This window comes from Protofrankia sp. Cj3 (assembly GCF_917627355.1).
Taxonomy (GTDB): domain Bacteria; phylum Actinomycetota; class Actinomycetes; order Frankiales; family Frankiaceae; genus Protofrankia.
Genome location: NZ_CAKJTR010000054.1, coordinates 6,711 through 24,142, shown reverse-complemented (window position 1 = coordinate 24,142; position 17,432 = coordinate 6,711). Strand labels below are relative to the sequence as shown.

At 68.5% G+C, this 17,432-nt stretch carries 18 protein-coding genes; 10 read left to right on the top strand and 8 right to left on the bottom strand.

Going from position 1 to position 17,432, the window contains the following annotated elements:
- The coding region (locus MJ783_RS09875; protein WP_370651587.1) for a MaoC family dehydratase at nucleotides 1–455 on the bottom strand (455 nt) is incomplete at its 3' end.
- 138 nt (nucleotides 456–593) lie between these two features.
- Nucleotides 594–1,415, bottom strand: coding sequence for an enoyl-CoA hydratase/isomerase family protein (locus tag MJ783_RS09870; RefSeq protein WP_239310081.1), 822 nt, complete (start codon nucleotides 1,413–1,415; stop codon nucleotides 594–596).
- Nucleotides 1,416–1,709: 294 nt separating this feature from the next.
- Between MJ783_RS09870 and MJ783_RS09865 the strand changes: the two genes are divergently transcribed.
- Complete coding sequence (locus tag MJ783_RS09865) at nucleotides 1,710–2,939, top strand: acetyl-CoA C-acetyltransferase (protein ID WP_239310080.1); 1,230 nt, start codon at nucleotides 1,710–1,712, stop codon at nucleotides 2,937–2,939.
- 109 nt (nucleotides 2,940–3,048) lie between these two features.
- Here the strand turns inward: MJ783_RS09865 and MJ783_RS09860 are convergent, their stop codons facing one another.
- The 5 genes from MJ783_RS09860 to MJ783_RS09840 all read right to left on the bottom strand — a co-directional run bounded on the left by MJ783_RS09860 (nucleotide 3,049) and on the right by MJ783_RS09840 (nucleotide 9,783).
- Nucleotides 3,049–4,497, bottom strand: coding sequence for an aldehyde dehydrogenase family protein (locus MJ783_RS09860; RefSeq protein ID WP_239310079.1), 1,449 nt, complete (start codon nucleotides 4,495–4,497; stop codon nucleotides 3,049–3,051).
- Nucleotides 4,497–5,615: an NDMA-dependent alcohol dehydrogenase gene (locus MJ783_RS09855; RefSeq protein WP_308127829.1), complete on the bottom strand. Its 1,119-nt coding sequence runs from the start codon at nucleotides 5,613–5,615 to the stop codon at nucleotides 4,497–4,499. The genes MJ783_RS09860 and MJ783_RS09855 overlap by 1 nt, the downstream gene beginning before the upstream one ends.
- A 72-nt stretch (nucleotides 5,616–5,687) precedes the next feature.
- Nucleotides 5,688–7,406, bottom strand: coding sequence for an amidohydrolase family protein (locus MJ783_RS09850; protein ID WP_239310078.1), 1,719 nt, complete (start codon nucleotides 7,404–7,406; stop codon nucleotides 5,688–5,690).
- Nucleotides 7,407–7,555: 149 nt separating this feature from the next.
- On the bottom strand, nucleotides 7,556–8,764 hold the full coding sequence (locus MJ783_RS09845) for an amidohydrolase family protein (RefSeq protein ID WP_239310077.1): 1,209 nt from the start codon (nucleotides 8,762–8,764) through the stop codon (nucleotides 7,556–7,558).
- A 98-nt stretch (nucleotides 8,765–8,862) separates the two neighbouring features.
- The gene (locus MJ783_RS09840; RefSeq protein WP_239310076.1) at nucleotides 8,863–9,783 is read right to left on the bottom strand and encodes an acyl-CoA thioesterase II; all 921 of its coding nucleotides are present in this window, start codon (nucleotides 9,781–9,783) and stop codon (nucleotides 8,863–8,865) included.
- Between the two features lie 387 nt (nucleotides 9,784–10,170).
- Here MJ783_RS09840 and MJ783_RS09835 point away from each other — a divergent pair, with 387 nt between their 5' ends.
- The 3 genes from MJ783_RS09835 (at nucleotide 10,171) to MJ783_RS09825 (ending at nucleotide 12,600) form a co-directional block, all read left to right on the top strand.
- Nucleotides 10,171–11,427, top strand: a complete 1,257-nt coding sequence (locus MJ783_RS09835) for an acyl-CoA dehydrogenase family protein (RefSeq protein WP_239310075.1) — start codon at nucleotides 10,171–10,173, stop codon at nucleotides 11,425–11,427.
- A gap of 118 nt (nucleotides 11,428–11,545) precedes the next feature.
- On the top strand, nucleotides 11,546–11,725 hold the full coding sequence (locus tag MJ783_RS09830; protein WP_239310074.1) for a hypothetical protein: 180 nt from the start codon (nucleotides 11,546–11,548) through the stop codon (nucleotides 11,723–11,725).
- Between the two features lie 71 nt (nucleotides 11,726–11,796).
- Entirely contained in the window at nucleotides 11,797–12,600 is an 804-nt protein-coding gene (locus tag MJ783_RS09825) for an enoyl-CoA hydratase-related protein (RefSeq protein WP_239310073.1), read from the top strand.
- Between the two features lie 330 nt (nucleotides 12,601–12,930).
- On the opposite strand, the gene MJ783_RS09820 is transcribed toward MJ783_RS09825, so the two are convergent.
- The gene (locus MJ783_RS09820) at nucleotides 12,931–13,173 is read right to left on the bottom strand and encodes a WhiB family transcriptional regulator (RefSeq protein WP_239310072.1); all 243 of its coding nucleotides are present in this window, start codon (nucleotides 13,171–13,173) and stop codon (nucleotides 12,931–12,933) included.
- Between the two features lie 305 nt (nucleotides 13,174–13,478).
- On the opposite strand from MJ783_RS09820, the gene MJ783_RS09815 reads away from it, so the two are divergent.
- The 6 genes from MJ783_RS09815 to MJ783_RS09790 form a co-directional block, all read left to right on the top strand.
- Entirely contained in the window at nucleotides 13,479–13,799 is a 321-nt protein-coding gene (locus MJ783_RS09815) for a hypothetical protein (protein WP_239310071.1), read from the top strand.
- A 38-nt stretch (nucleotides 13,800–13,837) separates the two neighbouring features.
- Nucleotides 13,838–14,068 (top strand): DUF1778 domain-containing protein, encoded by a 231-nt coding sequence (locus tag MJ783_RS09810; protein WP_239310070.1) that lies wholly within the window; start codon nucleotides 13,838–13,840, stop codon nucleotides 14,066–14,068.
- A complete protein-coding gene (locus MJ783_RS09805; protein WP_239310069.1) occupies nucleotides 14,065–14,469 on the top strand; it encodes a type II toxin-antitoxin system VapC family toxin in 405 nt (134 codons plus the stop codon). Before MJ783_RS09810 ends, MJ783_RS09805 begins: the two co-directional genes overlap by 4 nt.
- A gap of 300 nt (nucleotides 14,470–14,769) precedes the next feature.
- Entirely contained in the window at nucleotides 14,770–15,846 is a 1,077-nt protein-coding gene (locus MJ783_RS09800) for a CoA ester lyase (protein ID WP_239310068.1), read from the top strand.
- Nucleotides 15,843–16,769, top strand: coding sequence for a CoA ester lyase (locus MJ783_RS09795; protein ID WP_239310067.1), 927 nt, complete (start codon nucleotides 15,843–15,845; stop codon nucleotides 16,767–16,769). The genes MJ783_RS09800 and MJ783_RS09795 overlap by 4 nt, the downstream gene beginning before the upstream one ends.
- A gap of 153 nt (nucleotides 16,770–16,922) precedes the next feature.
- On the top strand, nucleotides 16,923–17,432 hold a 510-nt coding region (locus tag MJ783_RS09790; protein WP_239310066.1), incomplete at its 3' end, for an N-acetylmuramoyl-L-alanine amidase.

The following is a 17,432-nucleotide window of genomic DNA, read 5'->3' as shown; positions in this document are numbered from 1 at the left end:
CCGGCGCCGTCGGTCTCGACGAAGTCGCGTCCGCGGATCATGCGGGTCGGCGTGAAGACCATGACGTCCTTGCCGTGTTGGTTGCGTACCGTTACACGGCTGGCCACGATGCCGCGTCCGGGCTTGCTGGTCGGGCGAGCCGACAGGGTCTCGACGATCGCGTGCAGCGTGTCGCCGACGTAGGTGGGGCCCTTGACCGTCAGGTCCATCGACAGGAACGCCAGGCCCGTGCCATGCAGCGCGTTGGTCTGGAGCACCAGGCCCTCCGCGATGCAGTACACGAAGGCCCCCGGTACCAGCCGGCCGGTGTACCCCCCGGCCGCGGCGTGGGTGGCATCGACGAACAGCGGTTCGTTGAAGCCGGCCCATTGGATGAATGTCATGAGGTCGGATTCGGTGATGGTCCGGGCCGAGGTGCGAAACGCCGTTCCCGGGAGCATCTCCTCCCAGGTCATTCCGGGCGCCAGCAGTGGCACATCGCCGCTCTTCGACGCGGGGGCTTCGCTCCCGGCCGTCGTGCTGCCGGTCGTTGTGCTGTCGGTCGTCGTGCTGTTGGTCATGGCTGAGCTCCTGGTCGGACGGCCGGCGGTCGGTCAGATGTCGGCGCGGTGCCGCGCCTCGACGGCGATGAAGTCCGGCCGGCGTTTCTCCCGGATGGCGGCGATCCCCTCCTGCGCGGACGGGCTCGCAAAGCCGTAGAACTCGTGCGCGAGCGAGGCTTCGAACGCGGGCAGCTGCAGCTGGTACCAGTGGTTGAGGGAGGACTTGGTCGCGCGCAGCGCGTCGGACGAGCCGGTCGCGAGTGACGTCGCCACCTCGAGACCGCGGGCGTGGACCTGGTCGTCGTCCACCGCCAGCGAGACCAGCCCGATGCGCTCGGCCTCCTCGCCGGTGAGGCGTTCGCAGGTGAGCAGGTAGTACTTGGCCTTGGCCATCCCGCACAGCAGCGGCCAGCACAGCACGGCGTGGTCGCCGGCCGCGACACCGAGGCGGGTGTGGCCGTCGACGATGGTCGCGTGGCGCCCGACCACCGAGATGTCGGCCATCATGCCGACGGCGAGACCCGCGCCGACGGCCGGGCCGTGCATGGCCGAGACCACTGGCTTGGACAGGTTGAGCACGCCGAGGACCATGGCGCGCGCCTCGTGCAGGACCCTGGTGCGGACCCCGGGGCTGTCGGCCATCTCCTGGAGCAGGTCGAAGGTGCCGCCGGCGGAGAACCCCTTGCCCTCGCCCTGGACGAGCACGACACGGGTCTCAGGGTCGCGGTCGATGACCGGCCAGACCTCGGCGAGGTCGCGGTGCATGCGGGGGCTGACCGCGTTGAGATTGGGTGCGTCGAGCACGATGCGCAGAACGCCGAGCGCGGGTCGCTCGAAACGCAGCGTCGGGAAGTCGTCGTATCGGTCGCTCACACGTGACTCCAGCGTTGTCGCGCCGCGGCCCGCGGCAGGGGGATCAGCTGTGGTCGTCTCGTCGATGACGGCTGGTCGGGACGGCTGGTTCCGAAGCACACTACTCGACGAATCGATTAATACGCTTACTGATTAAGTGTCGCACGTCGAGGCCTGTGGCGACGAGGCTGACGAGGTCAACGGGGTCCGGGGCGCTCGTGGTGGCGGCGGGTGAGCGCCCGGCTGGACTGTCGCACCTCGGTGTCGCTCATGGCATCGTTTATATAAATATTCCAATATTATCGGAGGCTTGCTGTGCGCGAGGCGTGGATCATCGATGGAGTACGGTCACCACGTGGCCGGGGCAAGGTGACCGGATCGCTGCACCCGCTGCACCCGCAGGAGGTGCTGGCGCAGGTTCTCAACGCCCTGCGTGACCGCGTCGGCTTCGACCCGCTCGAGGTCGAGGACGTGGTCGCCGGCAACGGGATGCAGACCGGGGAACATGGCGCCGACATCGGTCGGCTCGCGTTGCTGGCGGCCGGCTGGCCGGTCGAGACACCCGGCTCGAGCCTCAACCGGTACTGCGGATCCGGCCAGCAGGCGGTCAGCTGGGCGGCGATGGGCATCCTGTCCGGTCACCAGGATCTCGTTGTCGGCTGCGGCGTCGAGTCGATGTCACGCTGGCCGGTGGCCGAGGGCGTGGTGACGCTCGACGCCGGCAACGCCCATCTGCGGGAGCTCTACCCGATGGTCCCGCAGGGCGTCAGCGCCGACCTCATCGCGACGCTGGAGGGCTTCACCCGCGAGGACGTGGACACCTTCGCAGCCCTAAGCCAGGAGCGGTGCGCCAAGGCCGTGGCCGAGGGCCGGTTCGACGGCTCGGTCGTGCCGATCAGGCATCTCGACGGCACGCTCGCCCTCGACCGTGATGAGTTCCCCCGCCCCGATACGACGGTGGCCACGCTCGCGAAGCTGCCGGCGTCGTTCGAGCAGCTGGCGACCCAGGTGCAGCCGGGCTTCGACCGGTCCTTCGACGACATGTGCCGCGAGGTCTATCCCCAGGCTGGCGAGATCCGCCACGTCCACCACGCGGGCAACTCCAGCGGCGTCGTCGACGGCGCGTCGGCGATCGTGCTTGCCTCGCCCGACTACGCCCGCGCCCACGGGCTGACCCCGCGAGCGCGCGTCCGGATGACCGCGGTGGCGGGCGCCGATCCTGTGATCATGTTGACCGCCCCCGGTCCGGCCAGCCTGCGTTGCCTGGCCAAGGCGGGCATGACCGTGGCCGACATCGATCTCTGGGAGATCAACGAAGCCTTCGCCGCGGTCCCGTTGAAGACCATCCGCGATCTTGATCTCGACCCGGAGCGGGTCAACGTCAACGGTGGGGCGATCGCGCTGGGCCATCCGATCGGAGCGTCTGGCCCGATGCTCATCCAGACCGTGCTGGACGAGCTTGAGCGGCGTGACCGCACCATCGGCCTGGTGACGATGTGCACCGGCGGCGGCATGGGCACGGCGACGATCGTGGAGCGGATCTGACCCCTGCCGGGCACGCCCGGGAGCGCGTCATCGGACCGGCCGTGGTCGGCCGTGGTACCCCCTCGGGACACCACGGCCGACCATCGGGTGCTGGCTCCTCGCTGGGGCCTCAGGGTGTGTCAAGAAAGATCGTCTTGTGTTCGAGGTACTCGGCCACGCCCTCCGGGCCGTACTCGCGCCCGTAGCCGGACGAGCCGAACCCGCCGAAGGGCAGCGCGAAGTCGATCGCGGCCCCCTTGTTGATCGCAACGCTGCCGCTGCGGATGCGGCCGGCGAGCTGGCGGGCCTGGTCGAGGTCCTGGGAGAAGACGGCACCGGACAGCCCGAACGGGGTGCCGTTGGCGATGGCAACGGCATCGTCGAGGTCACGGTAGGTCAGCACGGTGAGGACCGGACCGAAGATCTCCTCCTGGGCGATCCGCGACGCCGGCGACACAGCGGTGACGAGCGTGGGCGCGAGGTACCAGCCCCGCGTGGTGTGCGGCGGCGGGCCGCCGCCGGTGACCACCCGTCCGCCGTCCTTCTCGGCGTCCGTTATGTAGCCCAGAACCCGGTCCCGGTGCCGCTGGCTGACCAGCGGGCCAACCGTGGTGGCGGGATCGCGGGGATCGCCGACGACCAGCGCCTCGAAGGCGGTCCGCAGCGCGTCGATCAGTTCGTCGTGCCGCCGCTCGCTGACGAGGACGCGGCTGAGCGCGATACAGGCCTGCCCGTTGACAAGAGTGACCGCCGCGACGACCGCGGCCGCGACCGCGTCGAGTGGAGCGTCGTCGCACACGATGCCAGCGGACTTGCCGCCCAGTTCGAGACTGACCCGGGCCAGATGGCTCGCGGCGGCAGCGGCGACCGCGCGACCGGTCGCGGTGCTGCCGGTGAAAGCGATCTTGTCGACTCCTGGGTGCCGGGCGAGGTGGTCACCGCCGACGCCGTCGCTCGCCACCAGGTTCAGCACACCGGCGGGGATCCCGGCGGCGCGGGCGGCCTCGGCCACCGGATAGGTGTCGAGGCAGGTCTCCGGCGCGGGTTTGCAGACGACCGTGCAGCCGGCGAGCATGGCCGGGGCGAACTTGTTGGCGGCCAGCACCAGCGGGCTGTTCCAGGCGGGGATTGCCGCCACGACACCGACGGGCTCCCGGGTGACGTCCGCCGAGGCGCCGAACAGGCCCGTCCGGCGTTCACTCATGGTCATCTGCTCGGCCAGACCGGCATGGTAGCGCAGCAGGGCGATCATGCCGACGGGTTCGGCCTGGGCCGCCCGCCGTGGCAGGCCGATTTCGTCGAGGACGAGCTCGCCTATCTCCTTGCGGCGCGCCGCGAGTTCGTTCGCGAACCCGGTGAGGTGAGCGGCCCGCTCCCCGATCGTCATCCGGGGCCACGGGCCGGTGTCGAAGGCCTCCCGGGCCGCGGCGACAGCCGCGTCGACATCGGCGGGCTCGCCGCACGGCGCGCTGCCGACGACATCTTCGGTGGCGGGGCTGACGACCGTGAAACGCCGGTCACCGGTGGCCGGGCGGAATTCTCCACCGATGAAGAACGCGTCCTGGCTGCTGGGCCGCATCAGCGGCCCAGCTCGATCACACCGCGGATGTTCCGCCCGTCGGTCATGTCCTGGTATCCCTCATTGACCTCGTCCAGCGAATAGCGGCGGGTGACCATCTCATCGAGTTTCAGCTGGCCGTTGCGATAGAGCTCCAGGAGCATCGGGATGTCCTGGTGCGGGTTGCAGAAGCCGAACAGGCAGCCGACGACCTTCTTCGCGAACGACGTGAGCATCCCTCCGGGCAGTTTGACCGTGATTTCCTCGTAGCGGTCAGCTATGCCGGTGAGGACGAGGGTGCCGCCCTTGCGGGTCATCTCGTAGCACTGGTGGATGACCTCCGGGGTGGCCACGCCCACGCATTGGATCACGCTGTCGGCCAGGACGCCTCGGGTGAGATTGTGAACGTGGTCGAAGGCCTCGGAATGCTCGGTGAAGCCGGCGTGCGCACCGAGTTGTTTGGCGAACTCGTTCTTGAAGGGCACCGGATCCACCGTCACGACCGTCGCGGCGCCGGCCAGCAGCGCACCCTGGACCGCGGCGGCTCCGATGCCGCCGATGCCGTAGACGACCACGACGTCACCTGGGCGGACGTTCGCGGCGTTGACCGCCGAGCCCCAGCCGGTGGGCACCCCGCAGCCGACGAGGGAGGCCACATCCAGCGGGGTGTCGTCCGGCACTTTCACGAGCGAGTACTCGTGCGCGACGAAGTGCTCGGAGAAGGTCCCCAGCGTGCAGAAGGCGCCGATGCCGGTCGTACCCAGCGCGAACCGGTAACTACCGTCGGCAAAAGCCCCGGTGAGGGTGGTGGCACCAGCGTCGCACAGGTAGGAGTGACCGGATGTGCACCAGCGGCAGTGGCCGCACACGGGAAGAAACGAGGTGACGACCTTGTCACCCGGCCGCAGCCGGGTGACCCCGGCGCCGACCGCCCGCACCACGCCACCGCCTTCGTGGCCGCCCACCAGCGGGAAGTGGAAGCCCGCGCCCTTGCCGAGGTGATCGTCGGAATGGCATAACCCGGCGAACATGGTCTCCACGAGAACTTCGCCGGCTCTGGGAGCGTCGAGCGAGAGCTCCTCCACGGACCAGGGCTGGCCTCTGCCGTGCAGAACCGCGGCACGAGTCTTCATCGTCATACCCTTCTCGTTACCGGGCACTTTGTCCTCCGGAGCATCGCCGTTTTCCGGGGCGTCGCCGCTGCCGGGCCATCAGTCGAGGGACGGGGTCTCGGTGTCCCGGCCGGAGCGCAGGATCGTCCCGGGGAAGTCCCCGGTGAACGCGCCGTCGTGGGCGATCTCGATGCCGTTGACCAGGACGTGCCGGACACCGTCGGCCTCGCCGTAGAGACGGCCCGCGCCGGCGGGCAGGTCGAAACGCGTCTCGGTGGGCTGGCGGGCGATGCGCGTCTCATCGAAGATGGCGATATCGGCGGCGCCGCCGGCCTGGAGGCGCCCGCGGCCGCGCAGGCCGTACAGGCGCGCCGGGACGTCGGTGATGAGGCGGACGGCCTCCTCGAGGGTCACGACCTGCTGTTCGCGGACCCCGTGTTGCAGCAGCATCGTCGAATAGCCGAAGAACTCCACCATGTCCAGGTGTGCCCCGGCGTCGGACGCGCCGACGACGGCCCGGGGGTCGCGCCAGATCTGGGCCCGAGCCTGCCAGTCCTCCGGCTGTGCCTCCCGGGAGGGGTTGCTGAACGTCGTCTTCAGGTCGTCGGCGACGACGATGTCCATCAGGACGTCGAACGGGTCGCGGCCCTCCTCAGCGGCGATGTCGCCGACGATCCGTCCGGCATACGGCTTGGTCTGCGGGCTGAACGTCTCGATGATGTGCCGGGAGCCCCAGTCGACGAGGTGGCTGAAGGCGGAGGGTTCCTCGGCGGCGCGGCGCAGCTCACGCCGGCGGTCGGGATCACGCAGGATCGCCAGGCGCTCGTCCAGCGGCAGGAAGAGGAAGTCGTGCAGCCCCGGCACCATGTCGAGGACGAAGCCGGCGCGGAAGGAGAACCGGGCCGGTGGGGTGTCCGGCATCGTCAGGGCGATGACCTTCCCGCCGCGCGCCCGCGCGATGTCGCCGACTTCGAGCCTGGCGAGGGCGTCGGGCAGGGTCTTCGCGGTGACGGTGAGGATGTTCCAGTTCAGCGGCCGGCGGGCGGCCACCGACATCCCGACCATGACGTCGGTGATCTCCTGGCTGAAACCGCCCCGCTGGGGAAGGACAGGGAGGAACTCCAGCGAGGTGCCCTCGAACTCACCGGCCACCGCGGCCAGGGCGAACAGTTCCTCCGCGGGGGCGGCGCGGGACGGGACCGGTCGCCCGTCGGCGTCGCTGTGGCTCTGCGACCAAGTGGAGGAGAAGCCGAGACCGCCGGCGGCGATGCCTGCCCGCAACAGCCGCTTCATTGTCTCGAGCTCGTCGTCGGTCGCCGGCCGTTCGGTGGCCGCCGGCCCCATGGCCACCCGGCGGATGGCCGAATGCCCGACCATGAAACCGGCGTTGACGGCGAGCGTCCCGTCGAGCCGGTCGAGGAACTCCGCGGTGCTGCGCCAGTCCCACGGCACGCCGACCTGTAGCGACTCCAGCGGCATGCCCTCCACCCGGGACAGCATCCGCATGAGATAGTCACCCGCTGTGTCGTCGAGCGGGGCGACGGTGAACCCACAGTTACCGCCCAGGACGGTGGTGACCCCGTGCAGGGGTGACGGCGAGAGCGTGGGGTCCCAGAAGCCCTGCACGTCGAGATGGGTGTGGATGTCGACGAACCCGGGGCTCACGATGAGCCCGTCGGCGTCGATCGTCCGGCGTCCGGCGTCCGGCACGGCACCGATCGCGACGACGCGCCCACCGTCGATCGCGATGTCCGCCCGCTGGCGGGGGGCTCCGGTGCCGTCGACGACCTGGCCCCCGCGTATGACGATGTCGTGCACGGTTCCTCCTGGTGAAGCGTGGTGCGGTTAGGCGGTTGGCGGTTGGCGGTTAGGCGGTTGGCGGTTAGGCAGCGGTGATGGGTGGGCTCGCCAGGGGCGGCGCGGGGATCTGTCGCGCGCCGCCGGAGACAGCCATGGAGAGATTGCCCCTACTCGGTGATCCCGTACCGGCCGAGGCGGTAGCAGCGGATGGCGTTGCCGCGGGCCAGCAGGTACGCCTCGTCCGCGTTGAGATCCGCCGCTGCGACGATCTTTTCAAAAACCACCTTCGAGTTCGGCCACGTCGAGTCGCCGTGCGGGTAGTCGGTCTCGAACATGATCTGTTTCATGCCGATACGGTGGCGCAGGGTGAGACCGATGGCGTCGTCGAACACGCACCCGTAGATCCGGTCGCGGACGTAGCTGCTCGGGGGGCACGACAGCCGGCCATTCAGGTTGCCGTAGACCGGGCGCTGTTCCCAGATGCTGTCGAGCCGTTCCAGGATGAACGGCATCCAGCCGATCTGGCCTTCACTGAGCGCTACGCGCAGCTCCTGGAAACGCTCCAGCACGCCGCTGGTGAGCCAGTCCGCGAACGCGTGGGCGGCACCTTGGTAGGTCAGGGCGAGCGACACGGCCCGCGGCGCGTCGACCGAGGTCATCGGGAACGTGGAGGACGAGCCGATGTGCAGGTTGAGGACGGTGTCGGTATCCTCACACGCGGCGAACAACGGATCCCAGTGGTCGGTGTGGATGCTCGGCAGCTTCAGCTTGGCCGGGTTCTCCGAGAAGCAGACCGCGTGTGACCCCTTGGCCGCGCAGCGGCGGATCTCCGCCGCCGCGAGCTCCGGGTCCCACAGCGGGATCAGGGTCAACGGGATCAGCCGGCCGTACGCCTCGTCGGCGCACCACTCGTCGATCATCCAGTCGTTGTAGGCCTGTACGCATGCCAGGCCCAGGTCACGGTCGGCACACTCGTGGAACGTCTGTCCGCAGAACCGCGGAAACGTCGGGAAGCTCAGGCCTGCCTCGGTGTGGTTGGCATCCATGTCGGCCAGCCGCGCCGTCCGGTCGTAACAGCCCGGCCGCATGTCCTCGTAGGTCATGGCCTCCCAGTGCTCGCCGAGGTAGTCCTGGTCCTTTCCCGCTGCCGCGAAGCCCGGGAGGATCTCCATTTTGACGTCCCCGAACACCCAGACGTCCGCCCACTGGCCGTCCTCGTCCTCCCGCCACCTGCTGCGGGCGTGGCTCCCGAAGCGTCCCTTGAGCCGCACCAGACGGGGGCCGTCATCCCGGAATCGTTCGGGCAGATAGCGCTGCCACAGGTCACCCGGTTCAAGGACGTGGTCGTCAACAGAAATGATCTTTGGTGTGCTCATCGGGCTCCTCCCACCGGCATCCCGTAAATTAACGCACGTGTGCCAATCTGGACAACGGCGGGTCCGTGCCGCCGCGCCGCCGCGCCTGCCGGCGCCGTCTACCGGTGCTGGTGTGGTGCTGTCGCGGGCGTGAGGCGCAGGAGCCCCTCCTGGATGACGGACGCCACGAGTTGCCCGGAGCGGTCGAACACGGAGCCCTTCGTCAGCCCCCGCCCGGAGCCCGCCCAGAGGCTGCCCTTGTCAAAAAGCAGCCATTCATCGGCCCGGAAGGGGCGGTGGAACCACACGCTGTGGTCGAGGCTGGCGCCGACGACGGATCCGGTGCCGAACACCTGGCCGTGCGGGAGCAGCGCCGACGCGAGCAGGAACAGGTCGGAGGCGTAGGTCATGGCGCTCGCATGCACCACCGGGTCGTCACCGAGTGGGTCGCTGGCACGGATCCAGACCCGCAGCCCGGTGGATGGCTGGCCGCGGCGGGCCGCCAGCGGCGGAGGCTCACCCACGAAGCGGAAGTCCACCGGATGGCTGCCGAGGTAGATGTTGTACCAGCCGTCGAGTTCGTCACCGGCCGCGGTGAACCACGACTTTGCCGGCGGGAGCTCATCAGGGCCGGGAACCGCCGGTGGCCGTGGCGTGTGCTCGTAGCCGTCCTCGCCCACATGGAATGACACCGAGGCCTGCAGGATCTCTCCGCTGTCCTGGGTGGCGACCACGCGGCGGGAGCTGAATCCGCGGCCGTCGCGGAGCCTCTCGACGCTGTACTCGGTGGCCGAGCCGACCGTGCCCGGACGCAGGAAGACAACGTGCAGGCTGTGGGCCCGCCGGTCGTCGGTGACCGTGCGGCCCGCGGCCGCCAGCGCCTGTGCGGCGAAAAGCCCTCCGAAGGTCCTGGTGGGCTCGTTCTCGCGGCTACGTCCTCGGAAGACGTCCGCCTGGACGCTCGCCAGCTCGAGCAGGGGTCGCAGCGCGGACGTCAGGGTGACTCCGCCGCTGTCAGCAGCCGGGTGCGTCACGATCACACCTCTCATCCTATATATTTTTGAACTTATACTACGTTATGATGATGATGTCGAGCTGATCGTGACGGGATGTCCTGGCCTCCGACGAGTTGATCAAAAATAGTTTTATGAGAAAAATGATTGATGACATAAAGATGATCTTTTGCTGGCGCGGGCATCGGCTCCCGTCGCCCGCGGGCCTGTTGTGAGCGACCGGCAGCAGGGGCACGGCGTCGTGGCGCTGGGGCACGCACCCAACCCCGCTCCTTGATCCACGTCCCTGTTGCCGGAGCCTCTTGGCCGTCCCAGTCCGGATGGCTTGCGCGCACACACGATCTAGTTAGAACATATAGACGATGTTGCGGGGGCTGGTGGCGGGTCCCAGACCCGTCGACGGAGTGGGGTGCGATGGAGTTCGGGTATCCGCCCGAGGCGGAGGAGTTCCGGGGCCGCGTCCGCGCGTTTCTGGCGACGAACCTCCCCGAGGGCTGGCGGGGGATCGGCAGTCTTGCCGCCGACGAGGCCGAGGCTTTCACTCGTGACTGGCGGGATCGGCTGTTTCAGGCGGGGCTGCTCGGCGTCTCCTGGCCCGCGGAATACGGCGGCGGCGGGCTGACCAAGATCGAACAGGTGGTCCTCATGGAGGAGCTCGCCCAGGCTGGCGCGCCGTGGGGTATCCGTAACGACACGTTCAGTGTCAAGATGGTCGGCAACACGTTGCTGCGGGCCGGCACTGAAGAGCAGAAGCACAGGTTTCTCCCGAAGATCCTGTCGGGCGAGGAGAAGTGGTGCCAGGGCTATTCGGAGCCGGGCGCGGGCTCGGACCTTGCGTCCCTGCGTACCCGAGCCTTCCTCGACGGCGACGAATGGGTTCTCGACGGCCAGAAAATCTGGACGTCGATGGCGCACGAAGCAGACTGGATCTTTGTGCTGGCCCGCACCGATCCGGCCGCGCCACTGCATCGCGGTATCTCCTTCCTGCTGGTCCCCCTGCGGCAGCCGGGGATCGAGGTGCGACCGATCCCGGCGATGAACGGCGACAGCGAGTTCAACGAGGTCTTCTTCACCGGGGCGCGCACAGCCGCGGACAACGTGGTGGGGAAGGTCAACGCCGGTTGGCAGGTCGCGATGACCCTGCTGGGCTACGAGCGTGGTGAGGAAGCCGCGACGAACCCGGTGCTGTTCCGCAACGAGCTCGACCGGCTGCGCGACCTGGTCCGTGAACGAGGGCTCGACACCGATCCGCTCGTGCGGCAGCGGCTCGCGGACTGCTATGCCCGCGTGGAGGTCATGCGTTTCCTCGGCTACCGCGTCCTCACGGGTTACCTGCGGGGCAGGCCCCCCGGCCCCGAGTCATCGATCAGCAAGCTGTACTGGAGCGAATACCACAAGAAGGTCACTGACCTGAGTCTGGACGTGTTCGGCGCGGCGGCCATGGTTGCCGAGGGGCGTCGGCCGCCGCGGGCTTACCGCACCGATGACCCGGGCTCCCCGAATTCCACCGCGTCCTGGCTCGGCACCCTGTACAACGCGGTGGCGGGCACCATCTACGCGGGCTCCTCCCAGGTCCAGCGCAACATTCTCGGTGAAACCGTTCTCGGGCTGCCCAAGGAGCCAGCAGCCGCTGGCCGGGCCGGGAAAGGTGGGACCACCGGCAGTCGTTGACAGGCGCGGAAACGTGGAAACACGGAAACATGGAAACACGGAAATGCAGTGCGCGATTGCCGGGCAGCCGAGGCCCGTCGAGTCACCTCAAGTTGTCGAGTTAGCACGGAGGTGTGTGGTGAAGGTACAGGTCGATAGCGACACGGTGCCGCCGGAACTGCTTGTGGAGGCGGCGATGGATTATTCCTGCCTGTGTTGTGCGGGCGTCATTGAACTGTGGCGGGACGCCGCCGGCTACTGGAACGCGACCCTGGCCCACAACGAGCACTGCCGGCTGGAACGGATGGCCGCCGCGTAGCGGTGGGCGGATCCTGTCGTCGCCGGCTGAAAATTGTTGTTGCCAACTGAAACGTGGATAGGCTGACATTCGTGACAATCATCTCGGCGCCCGAGCTCGTGCGCTGTGACGTCGACAGTGGCATCGCCACGCTGACCCTGCACCGGCCCGAGCGGAAGAACGCCTGGACGCTCGAGATGGAGCGGGCCTTTTTCGACCTGCTCGACGCCTGCGACGACGACCCCGCTGTCCGGGTCGTGCTCGTCACCGGGGCTGGCAACAGCTTCTGCCCCGGTATGGATATGGGCCATCTTGACAACGTGTCGCAGGGACCGGCCGCGGACAGGCCCGCGTGGCGGACCCGTCCCATGACCCATGCCCGTTCGTTGCGCAAGCCGACCATCGCGGTCGTCAACGGCGCCTGCGCCGGCATCGGTCTGATCCAGGCCCTGTCGTGCGACCTTCGGTTCGCGGCGGCTGGCATCAAGATCGCCGCCTCCTTCACCCGCCGGGGGCTGCCGGCCGAGTTCGGCGCCAGCTGGCTGCTGACCCGGATGATCGGACCTGCGCGGGCGGCGGACCTGCTTGTCTCCAGCCGGGTTGTGGTCGCTGAGGAAGCGTTGGCACTCGGTTTGGTCGACCGGGTGTTTCCGCGGGAGGAGCTCGTGGCGGCCGCGCGGGCGTATGCCGCCGATCTGGTCGCCAACTGCGCCCCGGTGGCGATGGCCGCGGTCAAGGCGCAGCTGGCGGCGGACTGGGGACGGACGCTTGCGGACGCCCAACTTGACGCCGAGGCGTTGGTCCGGGACACCGATCGGCGCATCGACTTCCGCGAGGGGGTTGCCGCCTTCGTGGAACGCCGACCGCCGAATTTCCGCCCGCTCCCGCCCCGCTGATCCTCAACCGGCCGGGGTTGTTGTGGACCGGAGCCGGCGCGGATCTATGTGATTTCTCGGGGTCTGTAAGAGCACCCGGCAAGAAGGATGTGGATCAAAGGGTGGGACTGGGGCGCGCGTATCGCGAGACGACGCGGGGAGCCACCGGAGATGTTGGGTGACGACCGACGACAACAACGCGAGGCGCGGGTGCCCCAGCCCCGCGACGCCACGTCCCGTGTTGTCTGTCACTCTAAGATCATTTGATGCTTTCTTGTCATACCGGCCTCGAAAGATCGTGGATTTTCGAGCGGGCGGGCCGATATCGCGGGTGCGCCGGATGGGCCGCGGTTATACCGGCATGTGGACCGTGTCGCGCCGGAGCTCGCGCCGTTCATCCGCGCTGAGCCCGCCCCAGACGCCGCTGTCCTGACGGGCTTCAAGAGCCCACGCCAGGCATTCGCTGGTGACTGCGCATCGCCGGCATACGGCTTTCGCGGTATCGATCTGGCTCGCGGCCAGTCCGGTCGTTCCGGTCGGAAAGAAGATCTCGGGATCCGTGCCCCGACAGAAGGCTCGGCGGCGCCAGTCCATTTTCGTACCCCCTTTTGCCAGGGCGTCAGCCCGGATGATGGTTGGCCCGGATGATGCTAGGCGCGGAGGCCCGCTTATTAAGCACAACATGCTCTCAATTGTCAACAACAGAGCAGGGGTGCTCTGGTGGTGGGCTCGGCCGGCCCCAGCTGGGCCGCCCTTCCTCCGAGCCGTACGTTCCACGCGATGGCTGACATCTATTGGCTGACGGGAATGATATAGTTACTCTCACGATTAATGATCTTTGCGCGCGGTTCATGGTTCATGGTTCATGGTCGTGGGGCTCAAGGTGCGGGGGGCGCTGAATGCCGGGTGAGTGGTTAGCTGTGGTCGCGGCCTTCCTGGGCGGAATCCTGCTCGCTGTCGCCAGGGAGTGGATCACGAAGATGGTGGAGGCGCTCGGCCGGCGTCTCCAGCGGCGTTTCTCGGGCAGCCGCCTGCTGCACCGCCGATCCCTGCGCACGTACCGGTTGAAGGTCCTCGCGGACCAGGCCACCTTCCGGCCGGCGTTCGCCCGTGGCAAGGAACTGTCCATGCGGGATGTCTACGTCCCGCTGCGGGTCTCAGCGCCCTCAGCGGTCTCGGTCGGGGGATGGAGCCACGTAGCCGTGGCGGCCACGCGATAGCGACGACGACTCGGCACGAGTGGTGCCATAATGGCGCCATGAGGCGGATGAACCTGCGTGACGTACCCGACGAGATCTACACGGCTCTCGCCGACGCAGCGGCGGCAAGCCACCAGTCGCTGAACGCCTTCGTGGTGGAACGGCTCACCGAGGTGGCCCGCGTGGTCGGGCTGGCCGACTACGTCGCGTCGTATGAACCCCCCCAGGGAACGGGCGTCACCCTTGAGGACGCCGTGGCCGCGGTGCGCGAGGCCCGGGACGGCTCGTGAGCCTGGTAGTGATCGACGCGTCGGTTCTGGTCGCCTTCTACGCGGTTTCAGATCCCCGGCGTCCGCGTATCGTCGCGCGTTTTTCCGCCGGTCATGCGCTTTTCGCGCCAGCGCACCTGGACGTGGAGGTGACGTCCGCACTGCGTGGCCTGGCTCGCGGTAATCCGAGCCTGCAGGCGGTGGCCCCCCGGGCGTTACGCCACTTGGCGGGTTTTCCCATCCGCCGCATGCCGATCGCTCCGCTGCTCGAACGGATGTGGCAGCTCCGCGAGAACGTCACCCCCTACGACGCTGCTTACGTCGCGCTCGCCGAAAGGCTCGACAGCGCGGTCATCACCTGTGACGCCAAACTGGCGGCGGCTTCCGGAATCGGCTGTATCATCGATCTGATCGCGTATTGACGGCGCGTCGACGGGCGCGCCCAGGACAGCGTCGTAGTTGTTCTGGCAGGTCCGCCGGGCGGACGGCTGGAACATCCCGGTGAAGGTGCCGAGCTGAGCGACCGGGCGAGGGGCAGGGCACAGGCCGGCGGTGGGCCGCCCGCGGTTGGCGCTCATCTCCTTTTCCCGCCGATCAGATGCCCGTGAGCGTCCCGGGCTGGATACTTGCCCCGCGGCTGGCGCGCGACCAGCACGAGGATCTTCCGTCCGGGGCGTGGTTCACAACCCGTACAGGACGGACGCGCCGACAGGAGTGCTCCCATGCGCAACCCGAAGGACTTCTTCGCTCCGCTTGCGGTGGGCGCGCCGGCGCCGCTGCGGGAGCTCCCACCGCGGCTTTCCCGCGTGATCCACTTCTTCGACCCGAGCAACGCGAAGATGGCCTCGAAGGTCCCGGATATCCTGCCCCGCCTGGACGTGGTGCTCGGCAATCTCGAGGACGGTGTCCGGGCCGACGCGAAGATCGCGGCCAGGGAGGGGCTGGCGAAGCTCGCCGCGGCCACGGACTTCGGTGACACCCAGCTGTGGACGCGGGTGAACAGCCTGGACTCGCCCTGGGGCCTCGACGACCTGCTGACGCTCGTCCCGGCGATCGGCCACAAGCTGGACGTCATCATGGTGCCCAAGGTCGAGGGGCCGGAGGACATCCACTACGTCGATCGCCTGCTTGCCCAGCTTGAGGCGAAGGCGGAGCTCACCCGGCCGCTGCTTGTCCACGCCATCCTGGAGACCGCCCGCGGTGTCGCGAACGTCGAGGAGATCGCCGGGGCGAGCCCACGCATGCAGGGCCTGTCGCTCGGGCCCGCCGACCTCGCCGCGGACCGGCGGATGAAGACCACCAGGGTGGGCGGCGGGCATCCGGGGTATCTCGTCCGGCAGGATCCGTCCGCGGCCGACCCGGACGCGCCGCGCGCCACCTATCAGCAGGACCTGTGGCACTACACCCTCGCCCGGATGGTGGACGCCTGCGCCGCCAACGGGATTCTGCCGTACTACGGGCCATTCGGTGACATCAAGGACGTCGTGGCCTGCGAGGACCAGTTCCGCAACGCGTTCCTGCTCGGCTGTGTCGGCGCCTGGAGCCTGCATCCGGTGCAGATCGACATCGCGAAGCGGGTCTTCAGCCCGGAGCCCGCCGAGGTCGCCTGGGCTCGACATGTGATCGATACAATGGGCGATGGAACTGGGGCAATCATGGTGGACGGCAAGATGCAGGATGACGCCTCGGTCAAACAGTGCAAGGTCGTCCTGAACCTCGCGCGGACCCTGGCCGCGCGCGACCCGCATCTGGCCGAGGCCTACGGCTTCACCGATCTGGCCGGGCAGGCCGCCCGATGAGCAGCACCCCGGCCGGCACCGCGGCGCTCGCGTATCGGCCGCGGCGCTCCGTTCTGTACATGCCCGCCGCGAACGAGCGGGCGTTGGAGAAGGCCCGCGGCATCCCCGCGGACGCGCTGATTCTCGACCTTGAGGACGCTGTCGCGCCGGACGCCAAGGAGGCCGCCCGTGAGCGGGCCTGCGCGAAGGTCGCTGATCAGGCCTACGGCGGGCGCGAGGTGACCATCCGGGTGAACGGGCTGGACACCCGCTGGCATACCGATGACCTGCGGGCCGTGGCGGCCGCCGGCCCGGACGGCGTGGTCGTCCCGAAGATCTCCTGTGCCCAGGACGTGCACGCCGTCGAAAAGAGCCTCGAGGCCGCGGGCGCGCCCGACCGCACCAGGATCTGGGCGATGGTCGAGACCCCGGTCGCGATGCTGCATGCCGAGGAGATCGCCCGAGCCTCGCAACGACTTGCCGTTCTGGTGATGGGCACTAACGATCTTGCCAACGAGCTGCACGCTGAGCACGTTCCCGGCCGGGCACCGCTGCTGCCCGGGCTTGGGCTGTGTCTGCTTGCGGCTCGCGCCGTCGGGGTCGCCATCCTGGACGGGGTCTTCAACGACATCCGTGACCTCGACGGGTTCGAAGCGGAGTGCGTGCAGGGGCGGCAGCTGGGTTTCGACGGCAAGACGTTGATCCACCCGGGGCAGGTCGAGCCCTGCAACCGGGTGTTCGCGCCTGCGCCGGCTCAGGTCGAGGAGTCCAAGGAGATCCTCGCGGCCTGGGAGGCGGCGTTGGCCTCGGGCCACGGTGTCGCCACCGTGAACGGTCGAATGATCGAAAATCTGCATGTGAACAACGCCCGGCGCATCCTCGCGGTCAGCGAGGCCATCGCCGCACTCGACCGGGAGGCGGCGGCTGGCACGGCCGGGCAATAGTGACCGGCGTCGCGAGCCCGCGACGCCGCGTCCCCTGTTGCCGGTCGCTCTCAAAGCAGTGATGCCGTACGCTGACGATGTTGTTGGTCGGGCTGGCATCCATTGCTGACAGCCAGCTGGAAACCCGTCCGGCGGAACATGGAAGATGCCCTGGTGGCGCACCTCGTTCCCGGATTCACCTTCCGGCCAGTTCGTAACACCGACGGCGACGCGATCCGTCCGATTGGTCTCGTCCTGCATGTCCAGCAGGGCTATGGAGGCCTGTCGGGCTGGTTCGACAACCCCGTATCCAGGGTGTCGTCGACGCTGTGGGTAGGCAGGACGGGCCAGCGGGAGCAGTACGTGCCCTCGGATGTCCGGGCCTGGGCGCAGGCTGCCGGTAACGCCGACTACGACTCGATCGAGACCGAGGGCTTCGACACCGAGGCCCTGACCGACCAGCAGATCGAGAACATCGCACAGGCATACGCGGACGGAGTGCGGACCTTTGGCTGGGCGCTGGCCGTCACACACACCCCGGGCGACTCTGGATTGATCATGCATTCGGACGGGGGAGCGGCGTGGGGCAATCATCTCGGCTGCCCAGGCACGCTGCGCGCGGCCGCGGCGGCGCAGATCATCGCCAGGGCTGCGGAGATCGTGCGGGAACCGCGGCTCCTCGCC